The sequence below is a fragment of the Hymenobacter amundsenii genome, from assembly GCF_002204745.1.
Classification (GTDB): domain Bacteria; phylum Bacteroidota; class Bacteroidia; order Cytophagales; family Hymenobacteraceae; genus Hymenobacter; species Hymenobacter amundsenii.
In genome coordinates this window covers 65001-84442 of sequence record NZ_NIRR01000006.1, presented here as the reverse complement: position 1 = coordinate 84442, position 19442 = coordinate 65001, and the positions used below count along the sequence as shown (strand labels likewise).

The 19442-nt window shown below is 64.8% G+C and carries 13 protein-coding genes; 7 read left to right on the top strand and 6 right to left on the bottom strand.

What is annotated here, in order from left to right; all coding sequences use genetic code 11:
- The first annotated feature begins 167 nt into the window (after positions 1-167).
- From CDA63_RS06040 to CDA63_RS06015, 6 genes are all read left to right on the top strand, one after another.
- On the top strand, positions 168-1682 hold the full coding sequence (locus CDA63_RS06040; protein WP_165768213.1) for a TolC family protein: 1515 nt from the start codon (positions 168-170) through the stop codon (positions 1680-1682).
- A 73-nt stretch (positions 1683-1755) separates the two neighbouring features.
- Positions 1756-3156 carry an efflux RND transporter periplasmic adaptor subunit gene (locus CDA63_RS06035; RefSeq protein ID WP_088463552.1) on the top strand — a complete coding sequence of 467 codons (1401 nt, stop codon included), beginning with the start codon at positions 1756-1758 and terminating at the stop codon, positions 3154-3156.
- Between the two features lie 179 nt (positions 3157-3335).
- On the top strand, positions 3336-4325 hold the full coding sequence (locus CDA63_RS06030) for an NAD(P)H-dependent glycerol-3-phosphate dehydrogenase (RefSeq protein ID WP_088463551.1): 990 nt from the start codon (positions 3336-3338) through the stop codon (positions 4323-4325).
- A gap of 1 nt (position 4326) precedes the next feature.
- Positions 4327-4776, top strand: a complete 450-nt coding sequence (locus tag CDA63_RS20775) for a hypothetical protein (protein WP_088463550.1) — start codon at positions 4327-4329, stop codon at positions 4774-4776.
- A gap of 150 nt (positions 4777-4926) precedes the next feature.
- Positions 4927-5331 (top strand): DUF4259 domain-containing protein, encoded by a 405-nt coding sequence (locus CDA63_RS06020; RefSeq protein WP_088463549.1) that lies wholly within the window; start codon positions 4927-4929, stop codon positions 5329-5331.
- A 106-nt stretch (positions 5332-5437) separates the two neighbouring features.
- A complete protein-coding gene (locus CDA63_RS06015) occupies positions 5438-5761 on the top strand; it encodes a hypothetical protein (RefSeq protein ID WP_199797503.1) in 324 nt (107 codons plus the stop codon).
- Between the two features lie 122 nt (positions 5762-5883).
- Here CDA63_RS06015 and CDA63_RS06010 read toward each other — a convergent pair whose 3' ends face one another.
- The 5 genes from CDA63_RS06010 to CDA63_RS05990 all read right to left on the bottom strand — a co-directional run bounded on the left by CDA63_RS06010 (position 5884) and on the right by CDA63_RS05990 (position 15712).
- The gene (locus CDA63_RS06010; protein WP_088463548.1) at positions 5884-6297 is read right to left on the bottom strand and encodes a response regulator; all 414 of its coding nucleotides are present in this window, start codon (positions 6295-6297) and stop codon (positions 5884-5886) included.
- 15 nt (positions 6298-6312) lie between these two features.
- Positions 6313-9648 (bottom strand): PAS domain-containing sensor histidine kinase, encoded by a 3336-nt coding sequence (locus CDA63_RS06005; RefSeq protein ID WP_088463547.1) that lies wholly within the window; start codon positions 9646-9648, stop codon positions 6313-6315.
- A gap of 312 nt (positions 9649-9960) precedes the next feature.
- Entirely contained in the window at positions 9961-11772 is a 1812-nt protein-coding gene (locus tag CDA63_RS06000; RefSeq protein ID WP_088463546.1) for a PAS domain-containing sensor histidine kinase, read from the bottom strand.
- Complete coding sequence (locus CDA63_RS05995; RefSeq protein WP_088463545.1) at positions 11772-12362, bottom strand: PAS domain-containing protein; 591 nt, start codon at positions 12360-12362, stop codon at positions 11772-11774. The genes CDA63_RS06000 and CDA63_RS05995 overlap by 1 nt, the downstream gene beginning before the upstream one ends.
- Positions 12363-12664: 302 nt before the next feature.
- The gene (locus CDA63_RS05990) at positions 12665-15712 is read right to left on the bottom strand and encodes a CheR family methyltransferase (protein WP_088463544.1); all 3048 of its coding nucleotides are present in this window, start codon (positions 15710-15712) and stop codon (positions 12665-12667) included.
- Between the two features lie 215 nt (positions 15713-15927).
- Between CDA63_RS05990 and CDA63_RS05985 the strand changes: the two genes are divergently transcribed.
- On the top strand, positions 15928-16938 hold the full coding sequence (locus CDA63_RS05985) for a chemotaxis protein CheB (protein WP_088463543.1): 1011 nt from the start codon (positions 15928-15930) through the stop codon (positions 16936-16938).
- 371 nt (positions 16939-17309) lie between these two features.
- Here CDA63_RS05985 and CDA63_RS05980 read toward each other — a convergent pair whose 3' ends face one another.
- Complete coding sequence (locus CDA63_RS05980) at positions 17310-19382, bottom strand: tetratricopeptide repeat-containing sensor histidine kinase (RefSeq protein WP_088463542.1); 2073 nt, start codon at positions 19380-19382, stop codon at positions 17310-17312.
- Positions 19383-19442: the final 60 nt, after the last annotated feature.

Sequence of the window (19442 nt, the reverse complement as noted above, 5' to 3'; positions counted from 1 at the left end):
CGGCCCCGGGGGCGTTGTAGCCCCGAATGGGCAGGTTGGTTGATTGGCTAAACGCTATATCGGCCGTAACTGGTACCTTTAACGGCATTAGCCCGGGCCGGGGCCGCGCCGCTGGCCCCCGCTTTCCCCAGGCCGGCTATCATCTATTTGTTGTTTACCTGCTCGCTATGAAGCGTTTCTATTGGTTGCTCAGCTCCGGTTTGCTGGCCCTGCCACCCGCCCAGGCCCAAACCCAGCCGCCCGTGCAGCCGCCCGCCGGCAGCATGGCCCCGGCCGCCGCGCCCACTGCCCCCTGGACGCTGCCCGCGGCCGTGGAGTACGCCCTGGCCCACAACCTGAACGTGCGCCAGAGCCAGCTCAATGCCCAGACCATTGATGCGGCGCTGCTGCAAAGCCGGGCCGCCCGGCTGCCCTCGGCCAACCTCAACGGTACGCAGACCTGGAACTACGGTACGAGCGTCAACCAGCTGACCAACGTTTTCCAGAACCAGACTACGCGCATCAACAACTTCTCGGCTGCTTCGCAGATCACGCTCTTTTCGGGCTTCCAGCTGCGCAACACCATCCAGCGCAACGTGCTCGATTACGAGGCGGCCCTCAACGATGTAGAGAAGGCCCGCAACGACTTGTCACTCAACGTGGCCTCGGCGTTTCTGCAAACCCTGCTGGCCCAGGAGCTGCTCCGCACCAACCAGGTGCGGGCCGCCAGCACCCAGCTCCAGGTCGAGCGCACCCAGAAGCTGCTGCGGGCTGGCGCGGTAGCCGAAAGCAATCTGCTCGACATTCAGGCCCAGTTCTCGACCGACCAGCTCAACAACATCACGGCCGAAAACCAGCTCACGCTGGCCAAGCTCCAGCTGGCCCAGTACCTCAACCTCGATGAGGCCGCCAGCGGAGCCCTGACCATTGCCACGCCTACGCTGAGCGACCCCGACGAATCGGCGCTCAGCGACGTAACGCCCGCGTTGCTGTTTGAGTCGGCCCAGACCCGGCAGCCCGAAATCAAGGCTTCTGATCTGCGGGTGCAGAGCAGCATCCGGGGCGTAGACTTGGCCCGCGGGGCTTACTACCCGCGGCTGGCGTTTGGAGCCAGCATTTTCACGGGTTACTCCTCGCTCTACGTGCGGCCCATTTCCACCGGCGACTCGGTGCAGATTCCGTTTCCCGTGTTTACGGCCGACCCCATAACGGGCCTGCCTACTTCCACGCCCTTCTTCGCCCTCTCGCCCAAGCAGGCCGTCCGCGCGGCCGAGTCGTCCACGTTCAGCAGCCAGCTCCAGGACAACCTGGGTAAATCGTTGCAGTTCACGCTGCAAATCCCGATTCTCAACGGCCTGACGGCCCGTACCAATGTGCAGCGGGCCAAAATCAACCAGCAGCTGGCCGAGGTGCGCGCCGAGCAAGCCCGGTTGGTGCTGCGCCAGACGATTCAGCAGTCGTACGCCGACGCGCTGGCCGCCCAGCGCCAGTACCTGGCTTCGCGCCAGCAGGTAGAATCCCTGACGCTGGCCTACCGCAACGCCGAAATCCGCTTCAACAACGGCCTGCTCAACGGCACGGAGTTTAACATCGCCAAAAACAACCTCACGGCCGCCGAATCAAGCATGATTCAGGCCAAGTACAGCTTCATCTTCCGCCGCAAGGTGCTCGATTTCTACCAGGGCAAACCCATTACGCTGTAGCAGGTAAGCGCCACCCGCCACGCCTTCCATCATCACTAACGCCCCTAAGCTCCCTCCCTTCCCAGATTCCGATATGAAAAAGAACCGTACCCTGTATATTCTGCTGGCCGTGTTGGCGGTGGCGCTCATTGGCTTTGTGATTGCCAAGAAGCAGGGCTGGGTGGGCCAGCCCGCCGGCACCGAAGTGCTGGCCGACAAGGCCGCGCCCGCTACCATCGTCGAGAAAGTTAGCGCCTCGGGTAAGGTGCAGCCGGAAACCGAGGTCAACATTTCGCCCGACGTGTCGGGTGAAATCACGGAGCTCTACGTGAAGGAAGGTGACTCGGTGCGCAAGGGCCAGCTGCTGCTGCGCATCCGGCCCGATAACTACCAGGCCGTGGTAAGCCAGCAGAGCGCCGTGGTGGGTACCCAGCAGGCCAACGTGGCCCAGACCCGGGCCCGCCTCCAGCAGCTCATCGCCAGCGCCCGCCAAACCGAGCTTACCTACCGCCGCAACGCCTCGCTCTATAAGCAGAAGGTGATTTCGCAGGCCGACTACGAGGCCAGTAAAGCCGCCTACGACGCCTCGCAGGAGGAAATTAACTCGGCCCGCCAGGGTATCCGAGGGGCCCAAAGCAGCGTGCGCAGCGCCCAGGCCGGCCTCGAAGATGCCCGCCGCAACCTCGACAAAACCACCATTTACGCGCCCGTAAGCGGCACCGTGAGCAAGCTCAACGTGAAGCGCGGCGAGCGGGTGGTGGGCACCAGCCAGATGGCCGGTACCGAAATCATGCGCATCGCCAACCTCAACGAGATGGAGGTGCGGGTGAGTGTGAATGAAAACGACATCATCAACGTGACCCTCGGCGACTCGGTGGACGTGGAAGTAGACTCCTACGCCAGCCAAGACGAGCGGTTCAAGGGCGTCGTGACCAGCATTGCCAACACGGCCAAAGATGCCCTCACGGCCGAGGCCGTGACCGAGTTCGAGGTGAAAATCCGCCTGCTGCCCACTTCCTACGGTCACCTCGTCGAGTCGAAGCAAGGCCGCACCGTGGTGCCCTTCCGGCCCGGCATGACGGCTTCCGTCGACATCATCACCAACCGCAAAAGCAACGTACTGAGCGTGCCGCTGGCCGCCGTGACAACCCGTTCGGACAGTGTGATGGCAGAGAAAAAGGACGGCCCCGGGGTGCGCGTGAACCGCGGCAGCGCCGCCGATCCGGAGAAGGAAGCCGCCACCGGCCTCAAGCCCAGCGTGCAGGAGGTAGTATTCCTGATCCGCAACGGCAAGGCCGTGATGACACCCGTGAAGACCGGTATCAGTGACTTCCAGAACGTAGAAATCCTGAGCGGCATCCAGGCCGGCGACCAAGTGGTAAGCGGACCATTCCGAGCCGTCTCCAAAACCCTTAAAGACGGTGCCCTAGTAGTGATAAAGGACGCTAAAAGCCTCAACAAGGAAGCGCTGAAAGAAGACGTTGCAGCGCAATAGGTGACTCGGGGAGGAAGTGATTCTGTCGTCCTGACGAAGATAGGACCTGAGCAGGAGCTAATTTCACTGCTGATTAGCCTCTGTTCAGGTCCTTTCTCCGTCAGGATGACAAGCGTAATTTCACCCTTCTCATCAGGCATTACTCAGTCCCTCATTCACTACTTCACTGCTTCCCTGTTTTGGAAAAAATTGCCATGCTCGGCGGCGGCTCCTGGGCCACCGCACTCACCAAAATTCTGTCGGAAAACGGTAGCCGCGTGCACTGGTGGATGCGCAGCAAAGACGACGTGCAGCACCTGCTGCGCACCCGCCACAACCCGCGCTACCTGTCGTCGGTGGCCCTCGACCTCGACCGGGTGCAGCCGACCACCGACCTGAACGAAGCCGTGGCCGCCGCCGACTGGCTGGTGCTGGCCGTGCCGGCCGCCTTCGTGCAAAGCAGCCTCGATAAGCTCGACCGCGACGCGCTGAAGGACAAGCGGGTTATTTCGGCCATCAAGGGCATGATTCCGGGCAAAAATGTGCTCGTGACCGACTACGTAGCCGAGCGGTTTCGGCTGCCCCACACCCGGCTGGGGGTGGTGGCCGGGCCCTGCCACGCCGAGGAAGTGGCCCTCGAAAAGCAGAGCTACCTCACCATCGGCTCGCCCGATGCCGAGCTGGCCGAGGAGTTCAGCCAGCTGCTGCGCAACCGCTACGTGAAGGCCAACCCCGCCACCGACCTCGACGGCATCGAGTACTGCGCCGTGATGAAGAACATCATTGCCCTGACCGGCGGCATTGCCCACGGCCTGGGCTACGGCGACAACTTCCAGGCGGTGCTGGTGAGCAACGCGGTGCAGGAAATGCGCCGCTTCGTGCACGCGCTCAACCCCCAGCCCCGCGACCTCTCGGGCTCGGCCTACCTCGGCGACCTGCTGGTAACGGCCTACTCGCAGTTTTCGCGCAACCGCACCTTCGGCAACATGGTGGGCCGGGGCTACTCGGTGAAATCGGCCCAGCTGGAAATGAACATGGTGGCCGAGGGCTACTACGCCGTGAAAAGCATCTACGAAATAAACCGCAAGCTCCAGGTTTCCATGCCCATCACGTCGGCGGCCTACCACATTCTCTACGAGAAGATTTCGCCGGCCATCGAAATCGAGCTGCTTAAAGAAAAGTTGAAGTAGGATGGAGGCGCGGCGCGGAACAGGCTGGTGGTACGCGGCGCTGGGCGCCAGCGCGGTATCGGCGGCCATTATCGGGGTAGCCTACCTGAAGGCTGATGCAGGCTACTGGCTCCGTTACGGCTCTTTGGAGGGCTGGACCATTTATCCTTTGCTTGCTGATCTACCCCAGAGCATAGCGCATGCCGGCCCTGATTACATTAGTAATCTGAGGTATGACGGGCTGATGCTGGCGGCAGTAGTAGCTATGGCAACAAGTGGATCCTGCTGGCTGGTGAGCGTGGTGCGAGATTGGGGGCGGGGCGCGTTGCGGCCGGTGCGCTGGCTGCCGGTGCTGCTGGCGTTGCCTGCCGCCGTGCACGCCGGGGCCGACGAGTATCACTTCCGCCAGCCTTACGACCCGGCCAGCCACCCGCTGCCCAACTTCGATTCGTTGCGGGCCGTGTTGCGGTAAACGATTCGCTGGAAGCCTTGGAAGAGTCAGCGGCGGCCTCCAGTCCAGAGTAATAAGGGCGCTAACAGCCCGATTGCAAACAATGTCGCCGTAATTAGCTTCTTTGCACTGATTTCTATCTTTCCCTTCATTTCTCAAAAAACAGCGCACATGGGAGCCTGGGGCTACTATAATTTCGACAACGATACGGCCGCCGATTTTGCCGAAGACTTCAAAGCCGAACCTTCGGCCGATATGCTGGAGCAGGCCCTGACCGCCGTCACGGATGGCGAATACCTCGACGCCGACGTGGCCAGCGAGGCCCTGGCCGCCGCCGAAATCGTGGTGGCCATCCTGGGCAAGCCGGCCCGCAACTTCCCCAACGATTTGCTGGGCATCATCCCGCGCCTTTCCATCGACCACATTGAGCCCCTGCGCCGCCCGGCCCAGCACGCCGTAATGGCCGTGTTGCGCGAAGAGTCGGAGCTGCGCGAACAGTGGGAAGACAGCGACGAGTTCGACAACTGGCAGGGCCTGCAGCGGCAGCTGCTTAAGCGCCTCGATAAGCCGGCCTAGTGGGGCCCTGGCTGGGGCTGGCCCTGCTCACGGCGCTGTGTCTGGCGGGCTATAATTTCTTTATCAAGCTGGCCGCCGACCATATTTCGGCGCGGCCGGGGCGGTGGTGCTGCAATTGGTGGCCGCCGCGCTGGGAGCCGGCTGGCTGCTGCTGCTATACCTAAAGGGCCAGCCCATTACCCTTAGCGCCCGGGGGCTGGGCCTGGCCGCGCTGGCTGGCCTGGGCGTCGGGCTGGCCGAAATTCTGACCTTCGTGGTATTCAGCCGGGGCGTGCCGTCGTCGGTGGGCACGCCGGTTATCGTGGGCGGCTCGGTGCTGCTCACGGCCGTGCTGGGGCTACTGGTGCTGCGCGAAACGTTGTCGTGGTCGCAGCTGCTGGGGCTGCTCAGTATCGTAGGCGGCATTGTGCTGCTGGCCCGGGGCGCCTAGCCAAGTAGCTCGGTAGGGCCCGGGTAGGCGGTGGCTGTGCCTATTCGCAGCAGCGGGGCCCGGTCACCTGCGCGCTGTGAAGTCAGTTCGGTTGGTGTTGGTAACGGATGGCCGCCGAGTGGCTAGCTGGCGGGCAGGTTCCGCTGGAAGTGCAGCTGCAGAATCTGGTCGATTTTCTCTTTGGTGAGCGGCTTGCTCACCAGCCCGGCAATGTTGAGCTCCTCCAGGCGGCTCAGGTCGCGGGCATCCATGGTGGTCGTGAGCATGATAATGACGGTGGCCCGGCTTTGGGCCAACGGGAGCTGCCGGAAGGCTTCCAGAAAGGCAATTCCCCCCATCCCGGGCATCTTCACGTCGAGCAGCAACAGGGTGGGCTCGTTGAGGTCGGGCATGCTACTAATTAAGTCCAGGGCCTGGGCTCCGTCCTCCGCCGTCAGCAACAGGTCGGTTACTTCGAGCTGCTTGAAGAGCAGCTCGTTTAAGAAATTATTGGTCGAGTCGTCATCGACCAGCAGCACGCTTGAAAGCTTCTCCATGAGTAGGTGAGGGGATTAGGCGGGCAGAAACACGGTAAAGGTGGAGCCGACGCCGGGCTGGCTTTCCACGGTAATAGTACCGCCGGCGTTTTCTACCAGGCGCTTCACCATAAACAAGCCCACGCCCGAACCTTCTACGTGCACGTGCAGGCGGCGGAACATACCGAATAGCTCGGCCTGCTGCGAGGTGCTCAGGCCCAGGCCATTGTCCTGGACGGCCAGCACCAGCTGGGTGGGGGTACAGTGGGCCCGCAGCTGCACCTGGGCCGGCCGGTCGGGGGCGCGGTACTTCACGGCGTTGCTGAGCAGGTTGTACACCACCGAGCGCAGGGTTTTGGGGGCCACGCGCACGTCTTGGCAGTTTTCCACTGCTACGCTGAGGGCTGCGGGGGCCGCTTCGATAAGCGGAGCCAGGTCGAGGCGCACGCCCGCGATAAGCTCGGACAGGTCGATTGTTTCGGGGGCCTCGGCCTGTTGCAGCTGCGAGATGTCGGTCAGGTGGCCGATAGTCTGCTGGAAGCGCATCACCGAATCCTCCATCATCCCGAACAGGCGCGGCACCAGCGGAGCCTCCAGCGCCTCGGGGGGCAGCTGCTGGCGCAGGGCCAGCAACAGGCCTTCGATGTTGGAAATCGGGGCCTTGAGGTCGTGCGAGGCCGTGTACACAAACGTGTCTAGGTCGGTGTTGGTGCGCGTCAGGCGGGTGTTGGTGTCGTGGAGCTCCGCGTTAGTGAGCTGCATTTCCTGGTTGAGCTGCTGCACCTGCTGGCGGGCCAGCACCTGGTCGGTTACCTCAACGGCCACGCAGGCAACGCCCGTGACCTCACTCCGCACTTCGTCGCGCAGGGGCTGGAACACGAAGCTGAAGTAGCCCACCTCGTCGGGCTGGTGATAGGCTAGCTGAACGGCCAACTCCTTCACCAACAGTGTTTCGCCGCTCTCCCACGCCTGGCGAAGGAGCTCCGGCAGGCCCTGGCTGGTCAGTTCCGTCATCACCTCGAGGTAGGGCTTGCCGATGAGCTGCTGCTGAGTCCGACCCAAGATCTGCTCCATGAGCGGATTGACAAGGCTGAATATGTACTCCGGTCCTTCGGCTACCCAGATGGCGGTAGGCGACTGCTCGAACACCGCTTCGACCAGCTGCTGCTGCGCCTCGCGAGCTTGGCGGGCCAGCACCTGCTCGGTTACTTCATGAATGAAAACGGCCACCCCGGCAATACGGTCGTGCTCGCGGTAGGCCTGGTAAGTGAACGTGATGTAACGGGGCTTGCTGCCCGGTACGGCCGTACGCAGCGGCTGCTCCAGCCCCTGATATGTTTCGCCGCTGGTGTACACCCGGTCGAGGCGGCCGATAACGTCGGACGAGGCCATGCCGGGGTAAGCATCCACTAAGGGCTGCCCGAGGATGTTCTGGGCCGGATACAGCTCGGCAAAGGCCGTGTTGAAGTACTCGATGCGGTGGCCGGGCTCGCGCAACAGGGCCACGGCCACCGGGGCGTGCTCGAAAAGGGAAAGCAGCTCCTGGCGCTCCTCGGCGCTGCGCTGGGCGCTGGCCAATAGGGCGGCCTGCATAATTTCGGCATCGCGGCGGCTTACTACCTGCTCGGTCACGTCGTAAGCAAAGGCAGCCACGCCCACAATCCGGCCTTCCTCGCGGTAGGCCTGGTAAGTAAACGTGACGTAGCGCGGGCTGCCGGGTTGAAGGTTGGCCAGGGGCATGTCGAGCACGGCCTGCGGTTCGCCGGTTTCAAACACGCGGTCGAGCAGCTCGACCAGGCCGGCTATTTTGATGCGTGGATACACTTCGGCCAGCACGTGGCCCTGCATATCGTGGCCCGGCCATTCGTCGGGCGGGAACAGCTCGGCAAAGGCCGGGTTGAAGTAGTCGATGCGGTGGTCGGGTTCGCGCAGCAGCACAATGGCCACTGGCGTCTGGGCAAATATCTGGTAGAGCTCCTGGCGCTGCTGGGCCCGGCGCTGCACGGCGGCCAGCGCGGCGGCCTGCAACGTGTCAGCCTGGCGGCGGGCGCGTACCTGTTCGGTGGTTTCGAGAATAAAGACCAGAATCCCCTGTACCTGGCCCTGGCGGTCGGTGAGGGGCTGGTAAGAAAAGTCGATGTATTGCTGGCTAGCGGGGCCGGTCGGCTGCTCCAGCACAATGGAAATCTCCTGGTCGCTGAATGCTTCACCAGTGGCATACACGCGGTCGAGCAACGACAGGAAGCCCTGGTCCACCAGTTCCGGCAGCACGTCGGCTACCTTCCGGCCCAGGGCGGCCCGGTTGCCGGTAAGGGCGTAGTACCGGTCATTGAAAAACGCGAAGTGGTGCTCCGGTCCCATCAGGGTGGCCACCGAGGCGGGCACCTGGCGCAGAATCTGGCGCAGCAGGTTTTGCTGTTCCCGCTGCTGCTCGCGCTGTTCCTGGGCCTCGCGCAGGGCGGCGTGGGCTTCGGCCGTGCGCGCCCGCACGCGCACTTCCAGCTCCTCATTGAGCTGCTGCACCTGCTGGCGAGCCAGCACCTGCTCCGTCACTTCGGTGGCCACCACCATGGCCCCGTAAATGCTGCCGTCGGCCTCGTACATGGCCACGTACACGAAATCCCAGTACACGGTGTCGCGGCGGCCGTCGCGGTCGTGCACGGCCGGCATGGCGTGGGCCACGTACGGTTCGCCGGTGGCCATTACGCCATCGAGCAGTTCTTCGTAGCCCATGCCGGCCACTTCGGGTAGGGCCTCAAACAACCCCTTGCCGATGATCTGCTCCGGGGTGCGGCCCCAGAGCCGGCACACGGTGGGGTTGGCCAACTCGATGATGTACTGCGGGCCTCGGTACACGGCAATGGCCACCGGGGCCTGCTCGAACATGCGCTCCAACTCGCCCTGCTGGCGCTCGGCCACCGCCCGGGCGGCCCGCTCGCGGGCCTGGCTTTCGCGCAGCGCCTCCTCCACGCGGGGCCGCGACTGGTCGTTGCCATCGATGAAGCTGACGACCAGCACGCCTTCGCAGCGCTGGGCCTGTAGCAGGTAATAGCCATCCAGCCCATCGTGCTGGTAGAGGTTCTGGCGGTGGGCCAGCTGGCCCGACTGAAAGGCGTCGCGGTAAAACTCAAAAACCCCCGTTTGCCGCGCCGTCGGAAATAAGGTCAGAAAGGAGGCGGTGGGGCGCTCGGGCAGGCTGAGCAGGCGCTGGGCGGCGGGGTTGAGGTGCTCCCAGGCAAAATCAACCAACTCCTGCCCATCGGCCGCGTACAGGGGCCGCAGCAGTAGGGTGCCGTTGAGGGAAGTCGCCATTAAAACCGCTACCAACCCGGCTGGGTTTAGGTCGGAGAAAGAGGACGCGGGAGCAGACATAAAGGAGGGCAACGAGGAAATTCAACGACTGGCGGCGGCGGCCACTTGGCGCGGTAGGGCGCTTGGCTTCGTGCAAAGGTAGGCTGCTGAGTTTACGCTGCCGCTTACTCCTCGGTAAATGAGGGCGTAGCAGCTTCCTGGGTCTATTGGGCGGGTGGCAGGCCTGAATACGAGCGTAGTACGGCTTCGGCCGCAGAAGGGAGGTAAACCAACCACGCCGCCGCCATAACTTCTTCTCGTACCAGCAAAATGCGCCGCAGCGGGAGTTGCGTGGGCCAGTAGCAGCAACTACCGGCGCGGACTGCGGCGGGCTTAGCTGGTGGTCGGCTCCGGGGTGAGCTCCAGGGGCAGGGGTAGGTCGATGGTGATGGTGGTGCCCTGCCCGGGCCGCGAGTCGATGGCCAGCGTGCCGCCCAGTAGCTCGACGCGGTTGTGGATGCCGGCCAGCCCGATGCCGCCGCTGGCCGGGGCCGGGCCGGGCACGAATCCCACCCCATCATCGGTAATGCTGAGGTGGAGTTGGTCGGGCCGCCGGGCAACGGTGAGGACTACCCGGCAGGCCTGGGCGTGCTTCATCACGTTGTTGAGCAGCTCCTGCGTCATGCGGTACACGGCCATCTGCACGGGTGGCGCCAGGGGCGCGTCGAGGCCTTCGAGGTGGAGCTCCAGTTGCAGGGAGTCGGCCGGAATGCGGTCGGCCAGCTCCCGCAGGGCGGCGGGCAGGCCGAAATCTTCCAGAATCCGGGGCGTGAGCTCGAACGAAATGCTACGGGTGGCCCGGATGGCCTCCTTAAGCAACTGCTGGCCCGCGCGCAGCTGCGCCGAGTCGGGGAGCTGGGTGAGGTGCAGGCTGGTGGCGTAGAGCAACTGGCCCACCCCGTTGTGCAGGGCTTCGGCAATGCGGCGGCGCTCCTCTTCCTGGGTTGTGAGGATGGCCGTGAGCACCAGCTGCTGCTGGCGCCGCTGCAGGCGGGTGGTTTCGGCCAGCAGTTGCTCGCGCTGCGTTACGTCGCGGGCCGTGAGGAGCATGCCGTGGGGCTGGGTAGGCGAGGTGAAGGGCCGCAGGTTCAGGTCGAGCGTGCCCTGAAAGTAGCGGCCGGTCCAGCTCAGCAGCTCGGTGGTTTCGCCGGCCAGGGCCCGCACCACCGACTCCCGGAACTGCGGGTCGTGGGCGACTTTGGGCATGAGCTCCTCAAACGGCCGGCCCAGGGCCTGGGCGGTTTCGATGCCGGTGTAGGCGGCGGCTTGGCGGTTCCAGGCCGTCACACGCAGCTCGGCATCAAAGGCAATAATAGCGTCCACGCTGTTGTCGAGCAGGCGCTGGGCGAACTGTTGCTGCTGCTCCAGCTCGGTGCGTTGCTGTTCGCGCTCGGTGATGTCCATGGCAAACACAATGGCTTCCTGGCGCTCGGCGTCGAAAAATCCGTAGCTCTGGAAGTACACTGGTCCGTCGGCCGTGTCAGCCATGCCTACAAAATCGACCGACTCGCCGGCCAGTAGGCGGCGGGTGGGCTCGGCCAGGGTCGGCAGCACCTCAAAGATGGAAGCGCCCACCAGCTCGTTGTCGGCCAGGTGCAGGCGGCGCAGGCCCGCGCCCACTAGCTCGCGGTAGTGGCCGCCGGGGCTGAGGCGGCCCAGCAGCACGGGCAGGTGGCCCAGAATATTTTCGAGCAGCCGGTTTTTGTAGCGCAGCTCCAGCTCGGTACGGCGGCGCACCGTCTGGTCGCGCACCAGGCCCAGCAACCGGCCCCGGGGGTGGTCGGGGTCGCAGAGCACGCGGCCCACGAGGCTGAGGTAGCCATCGGTACCATCGGGCCGGATGAGGCGCAGCTCCAGGTCCAGCTCGGTGGGCGGGGCGGCCGGCTCCTCGGGCGGGCGGGCGGCCAGCTGCCGGAACCGGGCGCGGTCGGAGGGGTGGAGCCGGGCCGCCACGATTTCCGTAGAGTGGGGCCGTGCGGAGTAGGGCAGGCCCAGCACGGCCTGGGCCCGGGTATCGCTGTACCACTGGCCGGTCGCGAAGTCCCAGTCGATGATGCCCATGGCCGCCGCGCCCAGGGCCTGGCTCAGGCGCTGCTCGCTCAGGGCCAGCGCCCGGGCCTGCTGCTGCTGTTCGGTTACGCTCATTAGGGCCAGCCGCACCTGCCGGGCCCCCAGCGGACCCAGGGCGGGCGTGCCTTCGAAGCGCAGCTCCAGGGGCTGGCCGTCGGGGCGAACCAGGGGCAGATGATGGTCTGGCAGGCGTCGAGGTCGGTTGTTTGCAGCAGCCGGGCCAGAAACGTGGCGAATTCGGTCCGGCGGGCGGGCTCCACGAACAGACCCAGTCGGCGGCCCTGCAACTGCTGGCGCACCTGGCCCAGCAGCTGGGCCGTGCGCAGGTTCAGCTGGCGCAGGGTACCGCCCGCATCGAGGGTGCAGTAGCCCACCGGCGCAAATTCGTACAGGTCGAGGTACTGGGCGCGGCTGGTTTCGGCCTCGGCCTGGGCCAGCAGCAGCTCCTCGTACTGCATTTCCAGCTCAATCTGGTGCACCTGCAGCTCCTGCACCAGCCGCTGCATCTCGGCTGGCGTTTCGGCCCCGGGGCTCTGGGTCACGAGCCGCCGCCGCTCGGCCCGGTCGCGCAGTTCCTGCAACGCCTGCCGGGCCGCCGAGGAAGCCGGCGTCAGGCCGTCGTAGTCGGGGCCGTCGGGGAGAGCAGGAGCGGGGAGGTCGGACATGGCGTTTGGGAGGGAGGCGCGGGCGGGTAACTTATATGCATATAATCAGCTCTAACGTACGCCTCACCCCCTAGCCCCCTTCGCCGCTCAATGCGCGGAATGAAAAGGAGAGGGGGAACTAGATCTAGCACTGATACTTGATCTGAATTATTGATTTTTAGAGCTAAAAATTATGAGTTAGTTCCCCCTCTCCTTTTCATTCCGCGCATTGAGCGGCGAAGGGGGCTAGGGGGTGAGGCGAATGGGGAGGACGACAAGCATTGCGGAAGCCCCGTAAATATAGCTTCATCCCCCCGGGCAGCCTACTCGGCCAGCGTGAGGCCCAGCAATACGTGGTTGGTAGGAGAGCCGTGGCTGAAGATGCGGCGGGCGAAGGCCTCTACCGGGCGGCCCTGGGGGCCAGGCAGGCGCAGGCCCTCGAACGAGGGTTCCGAGCTGTCGAACAGGCCCCGCAGCCGCTCGGCCAGCAGGGCGTGGCCCCACTCGCCCGGCCCGAGGGCGGCCAGCGGCTGGCCCCGTAGCTGCTGGGCATCGAGCTGAAACTGGTCGGCCAGCGTCTGGCTCACGGTCTGAATCCGCAGCTCCCCGTCGAGCACGAGCAAGGGCTCGTGCATGGTTTCGATGATGCTCTCGGCGAAGCGGGTACTCTCGCGCAGTCGGGCTTCGAGGTGCTTGAGGTCCGATACTTCGGTGAACGTGAGCACGGCCCCGTTGATGTAATTATCGAGGGTGCGGTAGGGTAGAATCCGCATCGAAAACCACTCGTTGGCGGTGGTCTGGATGGTGGTTTCGATGCTGGTGAGCCGGTCGAGCACCTGGCGTACGTCCTGCTCCAGCGTATCGTAGTGCAGGTTGCTGGCGAAGTGCGTGATGGGACGGCCCACGTCGGCGGGTTGCAGGTGCATAATGTGGCTCATCGAGGGGGTGAATCGCTTGATGATCATGTCGTTGTCGAGGAAAACGGTGGCAATTTCCGTCGCGTCGAGCAGGTTCTTCATATCGTTGGCGGCCTGGCTCAGCTCCTCGGTTTTGCTCAGGTACTGCATATTGAGCGTCATCAGCTCCTCGTTCAGGCTCTGCATCTCCTCCTTGTTAGTCATGGCCTCCTCGTTGGTGCTTTGCAACTCCTCGTTGGCGCTCTGCAGCTCCTCGTTGGTGCTTTTCAGCTCTTCGAGGCTGCTCTCCATCTCCTCGATGGTGGTTTGCAGGCGCAGCTTGTTGAACTGCAGCTCCTTTTCGAGAGCGGCCACCACGGCGTCGCGGCTCAGGTCGGTGCTGGTGGCGGTTTTGCCCGTGCGCACCTTGCGGGGCGTGGGCTGGTCTTCGAAGGTCACCAGCAGCAGGCCGGCCAGCTGCTCGGGCTCTTCGAGGTACTTCACCGAGAGGCGCAGCAGCTGGTAGCCGGCGTCGGTTTTTACCTTCACGCCCTCGGCCACCACCTGCTGGCGGGTGGTGCTGGCCTTGTGCACGGCGGCGCTGAGCTCGTAGTTGAGCTCCTCGCGGGCCATATCGAAAATATTGAGCCCGCCCACTCCGGGAGCCGGCTCCAGGTAGCGGCCGGTGCGGCCGTTCACGTACAGGATTTCGCCCTTGGCGTTTACTACCACGGCCGGGGGCGTGTAAATACGGAGCAGGGTTTTCTGGATCAGGGCTGCGAAGGGGCCGGTTTTGCGGGGCGAAGAGGACGTCATCGGAAGCTGGGCCCCCGGCGCGGTGGCCGGGTGGTGGCGGGAAAGGGCAAACGGGAAATTAACGACCCGGGTAATGGAGGGCGAGGCATCGTTACGCCGCGAAATTTTCCACTTGATGTCCTGGGGCGTGAACAGGTCGTGGTAGCCGGTCAGGTTTTCGCTCGGCCCCAGAAACAGCAGCCCGTTGGGGTTGAGGGCGTAGTGGAAGACCGGCAGCAGGCTCTTCTGCAACTCGGCCGACAGGTAGATGAGCAGGTTGCGGCAGCACAGCAGGTCGAGCTTGGTGAAGGGCGCATCCTTGGTCAGGTTATGGACGGCGAAAATCACCACGTCGCGCACTTCCTTGCTGATCTGGTAGCTGCCGTCGGGCTGGCGGCCGAAAAACCGCTCCAACCGCTCCGGGCTCACGTCGGCCGTAATATTGGTCGGGTACAGGCCGGCGCGGGCGAAGTCGATGGCCGCGGGGTTGATGTCGGTGGCGAACAGCTGGATTTTGAGGTACTTGGTTGGGTCGATGGAGTCGAGGCATTCGAGCAGCACCATGGCCAGCGAATAGGCCTCCTCGCCGGTCGAGCAGCCGGGGGCCCACACCCGAATCACGCTGTCGGCGGGCTTGGAGCGCAGCAACGGCAGCAGCCGTACGCGCAAACTCAGAAACGCCTCGGGGTCGCGGAAGAACTTGGTCACCCCAATCAGCAGCTCCCGGAACAGGGCCTCCACCTCGTCCGGGTTCTCCTGCAAATACCGCACGTACTGCGGAAACTCATGGATCTGGTGGGCGTTCATGCGCCGCTCGATGCGCCGAAACACCGTGTTGCGCTTGTAGAAGCTGAAATCGTGGCCCGTCTGGGCCCGGATGAGGAGGAAGATTTTCTGGAGGGCGTGGGCCGGGCGCGAACCCGATTCGGCGGCCTCGCGGCGGGGGCGCTCGATGAGGGGCGTGTGGAGGTATTCGAGCAGCTTGGCCGGCAGCTGCTCGGCGGGCAGCACGTAATCCACAAACTCGGTGGCAATAGCCGAGCGGGGCATCGAGTCGTACTCGGCCGTTTCGGGGCTCTGCACCATCACCATGCCGAAGTTTTCCATCACCATTTTCAGGCCAATGGTACCGTCGGAGCCCATGCCCGAGCAGATGATGCAGATGGCCCGCTCCCGGGCATCCTTGGCCAGGCTCTGGAAGAAGAAGTCGATGGGCAGGCGCCGGCCCCGGGCCTGGGTGGGCTGAAACAGCAGCAGCGTGCCGTGCAGGATGCTCATGTCGCGGTCGGGCGGAATCACGTACACGTGGTTGGGCCGCACTTTCAGGCCGTCGGCGGCTTCCTGCACGGGCATGGCCGTGAAGCGCTGGAGCACGGCCGGCAGCTCGCCCGGCTGGTCGGGCACCAGGTGCATCACCACCACGAAGGCCATGCCGCTGTTGGCGGGCAGGTGGCGGAAGAAGATATCGAAGGCCCCAAGCGCCCCGGCCGAGCCGCCCAGGCCCACAATCGGAAACTTCTCGGCCGCGTCTTCCTGGCGCTGGGCCGTGCGCCGCTGGGTGGTGCTCACTTGGTCTTCCACCGGCGGCCCCTCTACCCGAATGGGCGCTTCCTGGGCAACGTCATATTCCTGATCGTCATCGTCGTAGGCGGCGGAAGTGGGCGGGTGGGGAGGCGTCATGGGAGCAGGAAAGGGCGGGGCATCCGGGGGCGGGTAACCGTCAAATTTACGCACGAATGCTGGTAGTCTCTAAGGCTAAACCCAAACCCTGCCGGGCAAGGCCAACAGCTCGACTATAACAACGGAGACGGGGTTTTACGTATGGTTGGCGCGGGCGCGGGCTAACCGAGCCACTCTTGTTTTTGAGCTTGTATAATTTGGATACTATAATAGGCATGACCCCGGAGCTCCCTGGTTACCTGATTGTCATGGGGGCCTCCGCCGGCGGGATGCCGGCCCTGGCCCGGCTCGTGCGCCAGCTACCGGCCACGCTGCCCGCCGCCGTACTCGTGGTGCAGCACCTGGCGCCCAACTCTTCGGGCCAGCACCTGGTCGAGCGGCTGGCCGCTGGTACCGGATTGGTTTGCGAACTGGCCACCCACGGCCAGCTCCTACGGGCTGGCCACCTCTACGTGGCCCCCCCCGACCGCCACCTGCTGGTGCACGAGGGGACGCTGCTGGTAACGAAGGGCCCGCGCGAGAACAACTACCGCCCCGCCGCCGACGCCCTGTTTCGCTCGGCGGCGGCCTACTACGGCGCCGCCGTGGTGGGCGTGGTGCTCACGGGCATGCTCCACGACGGTACCGCCGGACTCGAACAGATCAAGCGGGCGGGCGGCCGGGCCGTGGTGCAGGACCCGCTGGAGGCCGAGTTCCCGAGTATGCCCGAAAGCGCGCTGAGCAACGTGGCCGTCGATTATACCGTGCCGCTGGCCGAAATGGGCCCCTTGCTGATTCGGCTGGTGAGCGAAGCGCCATTGGCCCCCGGCCCCATTCCCGAAGACATTCGGCTGGAGGCTGCCATCGCGGAGCGCATCGTGGGCACCACCGAGGAAATTGACCGCATCGGGACGCCCGCCCCCATTTCCTGCCCCGGCTGCGGCGGGTCCCTCTGGCAGCTCAACGAGGGCCGCGTGGCCCGCTTCCGCTGCCACACCGGCCACGCCTACACGCTGGCCGGCCTGCTCGACGATTCGCGCCGGGGCCTGGAAGAAAGCCTGTGGGTGGCGCTGCGCATGATGGAGGAGCGCAAGAATCTGCTCAGCAGCCTGACCACCAATTCCGCCGAGCTTGGCAACGCGCCGCAGCTGGAGCGCCTCGTCGAAATCAAGCGCCACATCAACCGCCTGCGCGAGTTCCTGCTCAACGGCCTCGACCAGCCGCTGCCCCCGGAGCTGGAAGCGTAGCGTTTCAAGAGTCAGTAGGTTCGATCCAACACTATTTGTTGGGCTAAGGATGATTTGCTGATTATCTGCTATCTACATTCGGCTAAACACGAGCGCCGGCACACGTGGTGTGCCGGGCCGCTCCGTAGTTTGGTTGTGGAAAAGGGGGACGGAATTGGCAGTGACCGGCCGCAGGGGCCAGCTTTTGCCAGAGGATAGCTCAAAGGTGCGGCCGCGCCCGGCTGCGGGCAAGGTCGTTGGCTGGTGGTTTGTGACACGGCCCCGTAGCGAACCAGCGCCCAGCCGGGGCGCGGTAAATCACCTCAAGGCCCGCCAGCTCCCTTCCGGCCCGCGCCGGCCGCCCCGATTGTGACGCGCGCGCCCCGGCGAGTTTAGGCCGGGAGAGGCTCCGGCCAAGCGGAGAGGGGCAGCACGATGCAGTACTCGGTGCCCTGGCCCGGCTGGCTGCTCACGTTCAGCGTGCCGCCGTGGCCCTTGGTAATCAGGTCGTGGCTCAGGGCCAGGGCCAGGTCGGCTTCGGCCCCACCCGGGAAGCGCTGAAACAGGGTGAGCAGGGTTTCGGGCGGTAGGCCCAGTCCGTTGTCGCGCACCCGGATTTCGAGGCTGGCGGCGGTGCGGCGGGTAATGAGCTCGACCTGGGGCACGTAGTCGTCGTCGGGGATTAGCTGGCGCTGGCGCACGGCCTGTAGCGCCGCCCCAAACACGCCCACCAATGCCCGGCCCAAGTCCTGGCGCACCACCGGGGCACGTTCCACGGTAGGGTCGAGGCGCAGTAGCAGGGCGCAGCTGAAGTAGTCGTGCTTGGCTCGCAGGTCGTGGTAAACCAGGCGCAGGTACTCCTCGGCCAGCACGTTGAGGTCGGTGAGCTGGCGGGCCCGGCCCCCGCCCTGGGAGTATTCGAGCATGCCCCGCACAATGGATTCGGCGCGCTGGCCGTGCTGCATAATCAGCGTCTGGTGGCGGCGCAAGTGGCCCAGAAAATCGTCGCAGATCTGCTGCTGGGCGGGGGATAGGCCGAGCGTTGTGACGCGGTGCGCTATTTCGTTGCAGCGCTCGATGCTGGCGGCCGCGAACCGACGCACCGAGTTCACCGGGTGCTGGATTTCGTGGGCTACGCCGGCCATCAACTCGCCCAAGGAGGCCATTTTCTCGCGCAGCACCAGCTGGCTCTGGGCTATTTTGAGCTCTTTGAGAGCCCTTACCAAATCGTCGCGCTGGCGCGTGAGCTCCCCGGCCTGCCAGCTGAGTTGCTCGTGTAGCCCCCGCAGCCGTTTGTTGGCTTGCTGCTGGCGGCGGCTGCGGTGCCAGAGCAGCGCCAGCACCACCAGCAGTGCCCCCATGCCCGCGGCCAGTAGCATGGTGCGCAGCCGGGCCAGCAACTCGTTGCGTTCGGTTTCCAGGGCCAGCAGCCGGTTGTGCTCAGCAAAGGCAATGGCATCGAGCTGCTTGATGCGTTGCGGGCTATACAGGTTTTCCTGGGCCCGGAGCATGATGTGGGTGTAGTACAGGGCGCTATCGGGCTGCTGGCGGGCCTCGAAGGACTGCATCAGCAGCGCACTGTTGCGCACCACGCCCAGCATGTAGGGCAGGGCGGCGGCTAAAGGTAAAGCCCGGCGCGCATACCAGATGCAGGAGTCGGGCCGGCCGTGGCGCTGGTGCAGCTCGGCCAGGTACTGGTAGGCCCGGCTGGCGCTGCGCTGGTCGTTCTCGGGCCCGGCGGCCCGGGCGCTGCGCCAGTAAAACGAGCGGGCCGTATCGGGGTGGCCCTGCACCAGCTGCAATAAACCCAGCTCGCGCAGCACGTAGGGCGCCGGGTTGCCCCAGCAGCTCCAGGTAGCGGGGCTGTGGCGGGCCGTGAGCTGCCAGGCCTGGCGCAGGTAGAAGGCAGCCGAATCGTAGCGGTTCAACCCCTCGTAGCTGGCCCCCAGGTTGGTAATTACGCTGATGAACTGCGACGTATCGGTGACGCCGGCCTGCTGGTAGTGCTTCAGGGCCCGGAAGTAGTAGCGCAGCGAGGGCCGGAAATCGTCGAGAGCGAAGTAGAGCAGCCCCATCTGGTTGAGGGTGCGAGCCGTGCCTTCGCGGTCGTGGCTCTGCTCGTTGAGGCGCAGGGCTTGCAGGTTCAGGCGCAGCGCCAGCGGCAGGTTGCCCCGCTCGCCGGGCAGAATCCCGAGCCGCGACAGGCAGCGCCCCGCCCCCTTGGCGTAGCCGATGCGGCGGGCCAGCCGCAACCCCCGCTGGGCGTAGTAGGCCACTGAGTCGAAGCGGGAGTACCGGTAGGTAGCGGCCAGATCGGCGAGTAGCAGCACGCGGGCCGTGTCGGTGGAAGCACGGCCCAGGGCTTGTTGCAGGGGGCGGGTTTGAGGACTTTGGGCACGGGTGGCGAGCGAGAGCAACAGCAGTCCGCCACCCGTCAGCAGCCTCCGCAGGAGCAGGTGAAGCATGAGGAAATGTAGGTAGTGCGGCCCTATTCTCCTAACGCCGGGGAATGCTGCGCAGTAATT

What these genes read in the sequence shown, in the direction of transcription:
- CDA63_RS20775 (WP_088463550.1), top strand. Translation starts at nt 4,327, where the DNA reads ATGGAGGCGCGGCGCGGAACAGGCTGGTGGTACGCGGCGCTGGGCGCC.
- CDA63_RS06035 (WP_088463552.1), top strand. Translation starts at nt 1,756, where the DNA reads ATGAAAAAGAACCGTACCCTGTATATTCTGCTGGCCGTGTTGGCGGTG.
- CDA63_RS06020 (WP_088463549.1), top strand. Translation starts at nt 4,927, where the DNA reads ATGGGAGCCTGGGGCTACTATAATTTCGACAACGATACGGCCGCCGAT.
- CDA63_RS06010 (WP_088463548.1), bottom strand. Translation starts at nt 6,297, where the DNA reads ATGGAGAAGCTTTCAAGCGTGCTGCTGGTCGATGACGACTCGACCAAT.
- CDA63_RS06040 (WP_165768213.1), top strand. Translation starts at nt 168, where the DNA reads ATGAAGCGTTTCTATTGGTTGCTCAGCTCCGGTTTGCTGGCCCTGCCA.
- CDA63_RS06000 (WP_088463546.1), bottom strand. Translation starts at nt 11,772, where the DNA reads ATGAGCGTAACCGAACAGCAGCAGCAGGCCCGGGCGCTGGCCCTGAGC.
- CDA63_RS05985 (WP_088463543.1), top strand. Translation starts at nt 15,928, where the DNA reads ATGACCCCGGAGCTCCCTGGTTACCTGATTGTCATGGGGGCCTCCGCC.
- CDA63_RS05995 (WP_088463545.1), bottom strand. Translation starts at nt 12,362, where the DNA reads ATGTCCGACCTCCCCGCTCCTGCTCTCCCCGACGGCCCCGACTACGAC.
- CDA63_RS05990 (WP_088463544.1), bottom strand. Translation starts at nt 15,712, where the DNA reads ATGACGCCTCCCCACCCGCCCACTTCCGCCGCCTACGACGATGACGAT.
- CDA63_RS06005 (WP_088463547.1), bottom strand. Translation starts at nt 9,648, where the DNA reads ATGTCTGCTCCCGCGTCCTCTTTCTCCGACCTAAACCCAGCCGGGTTG.
- CDA63_RS05980 (WP_088463542.1), bottom strand. Translation starts at nt 19,382, where the DNA reads ATGCTTCACCTGCTCCTGCGGAGGCTGCTGACGGGTGGCGGACTGCTG.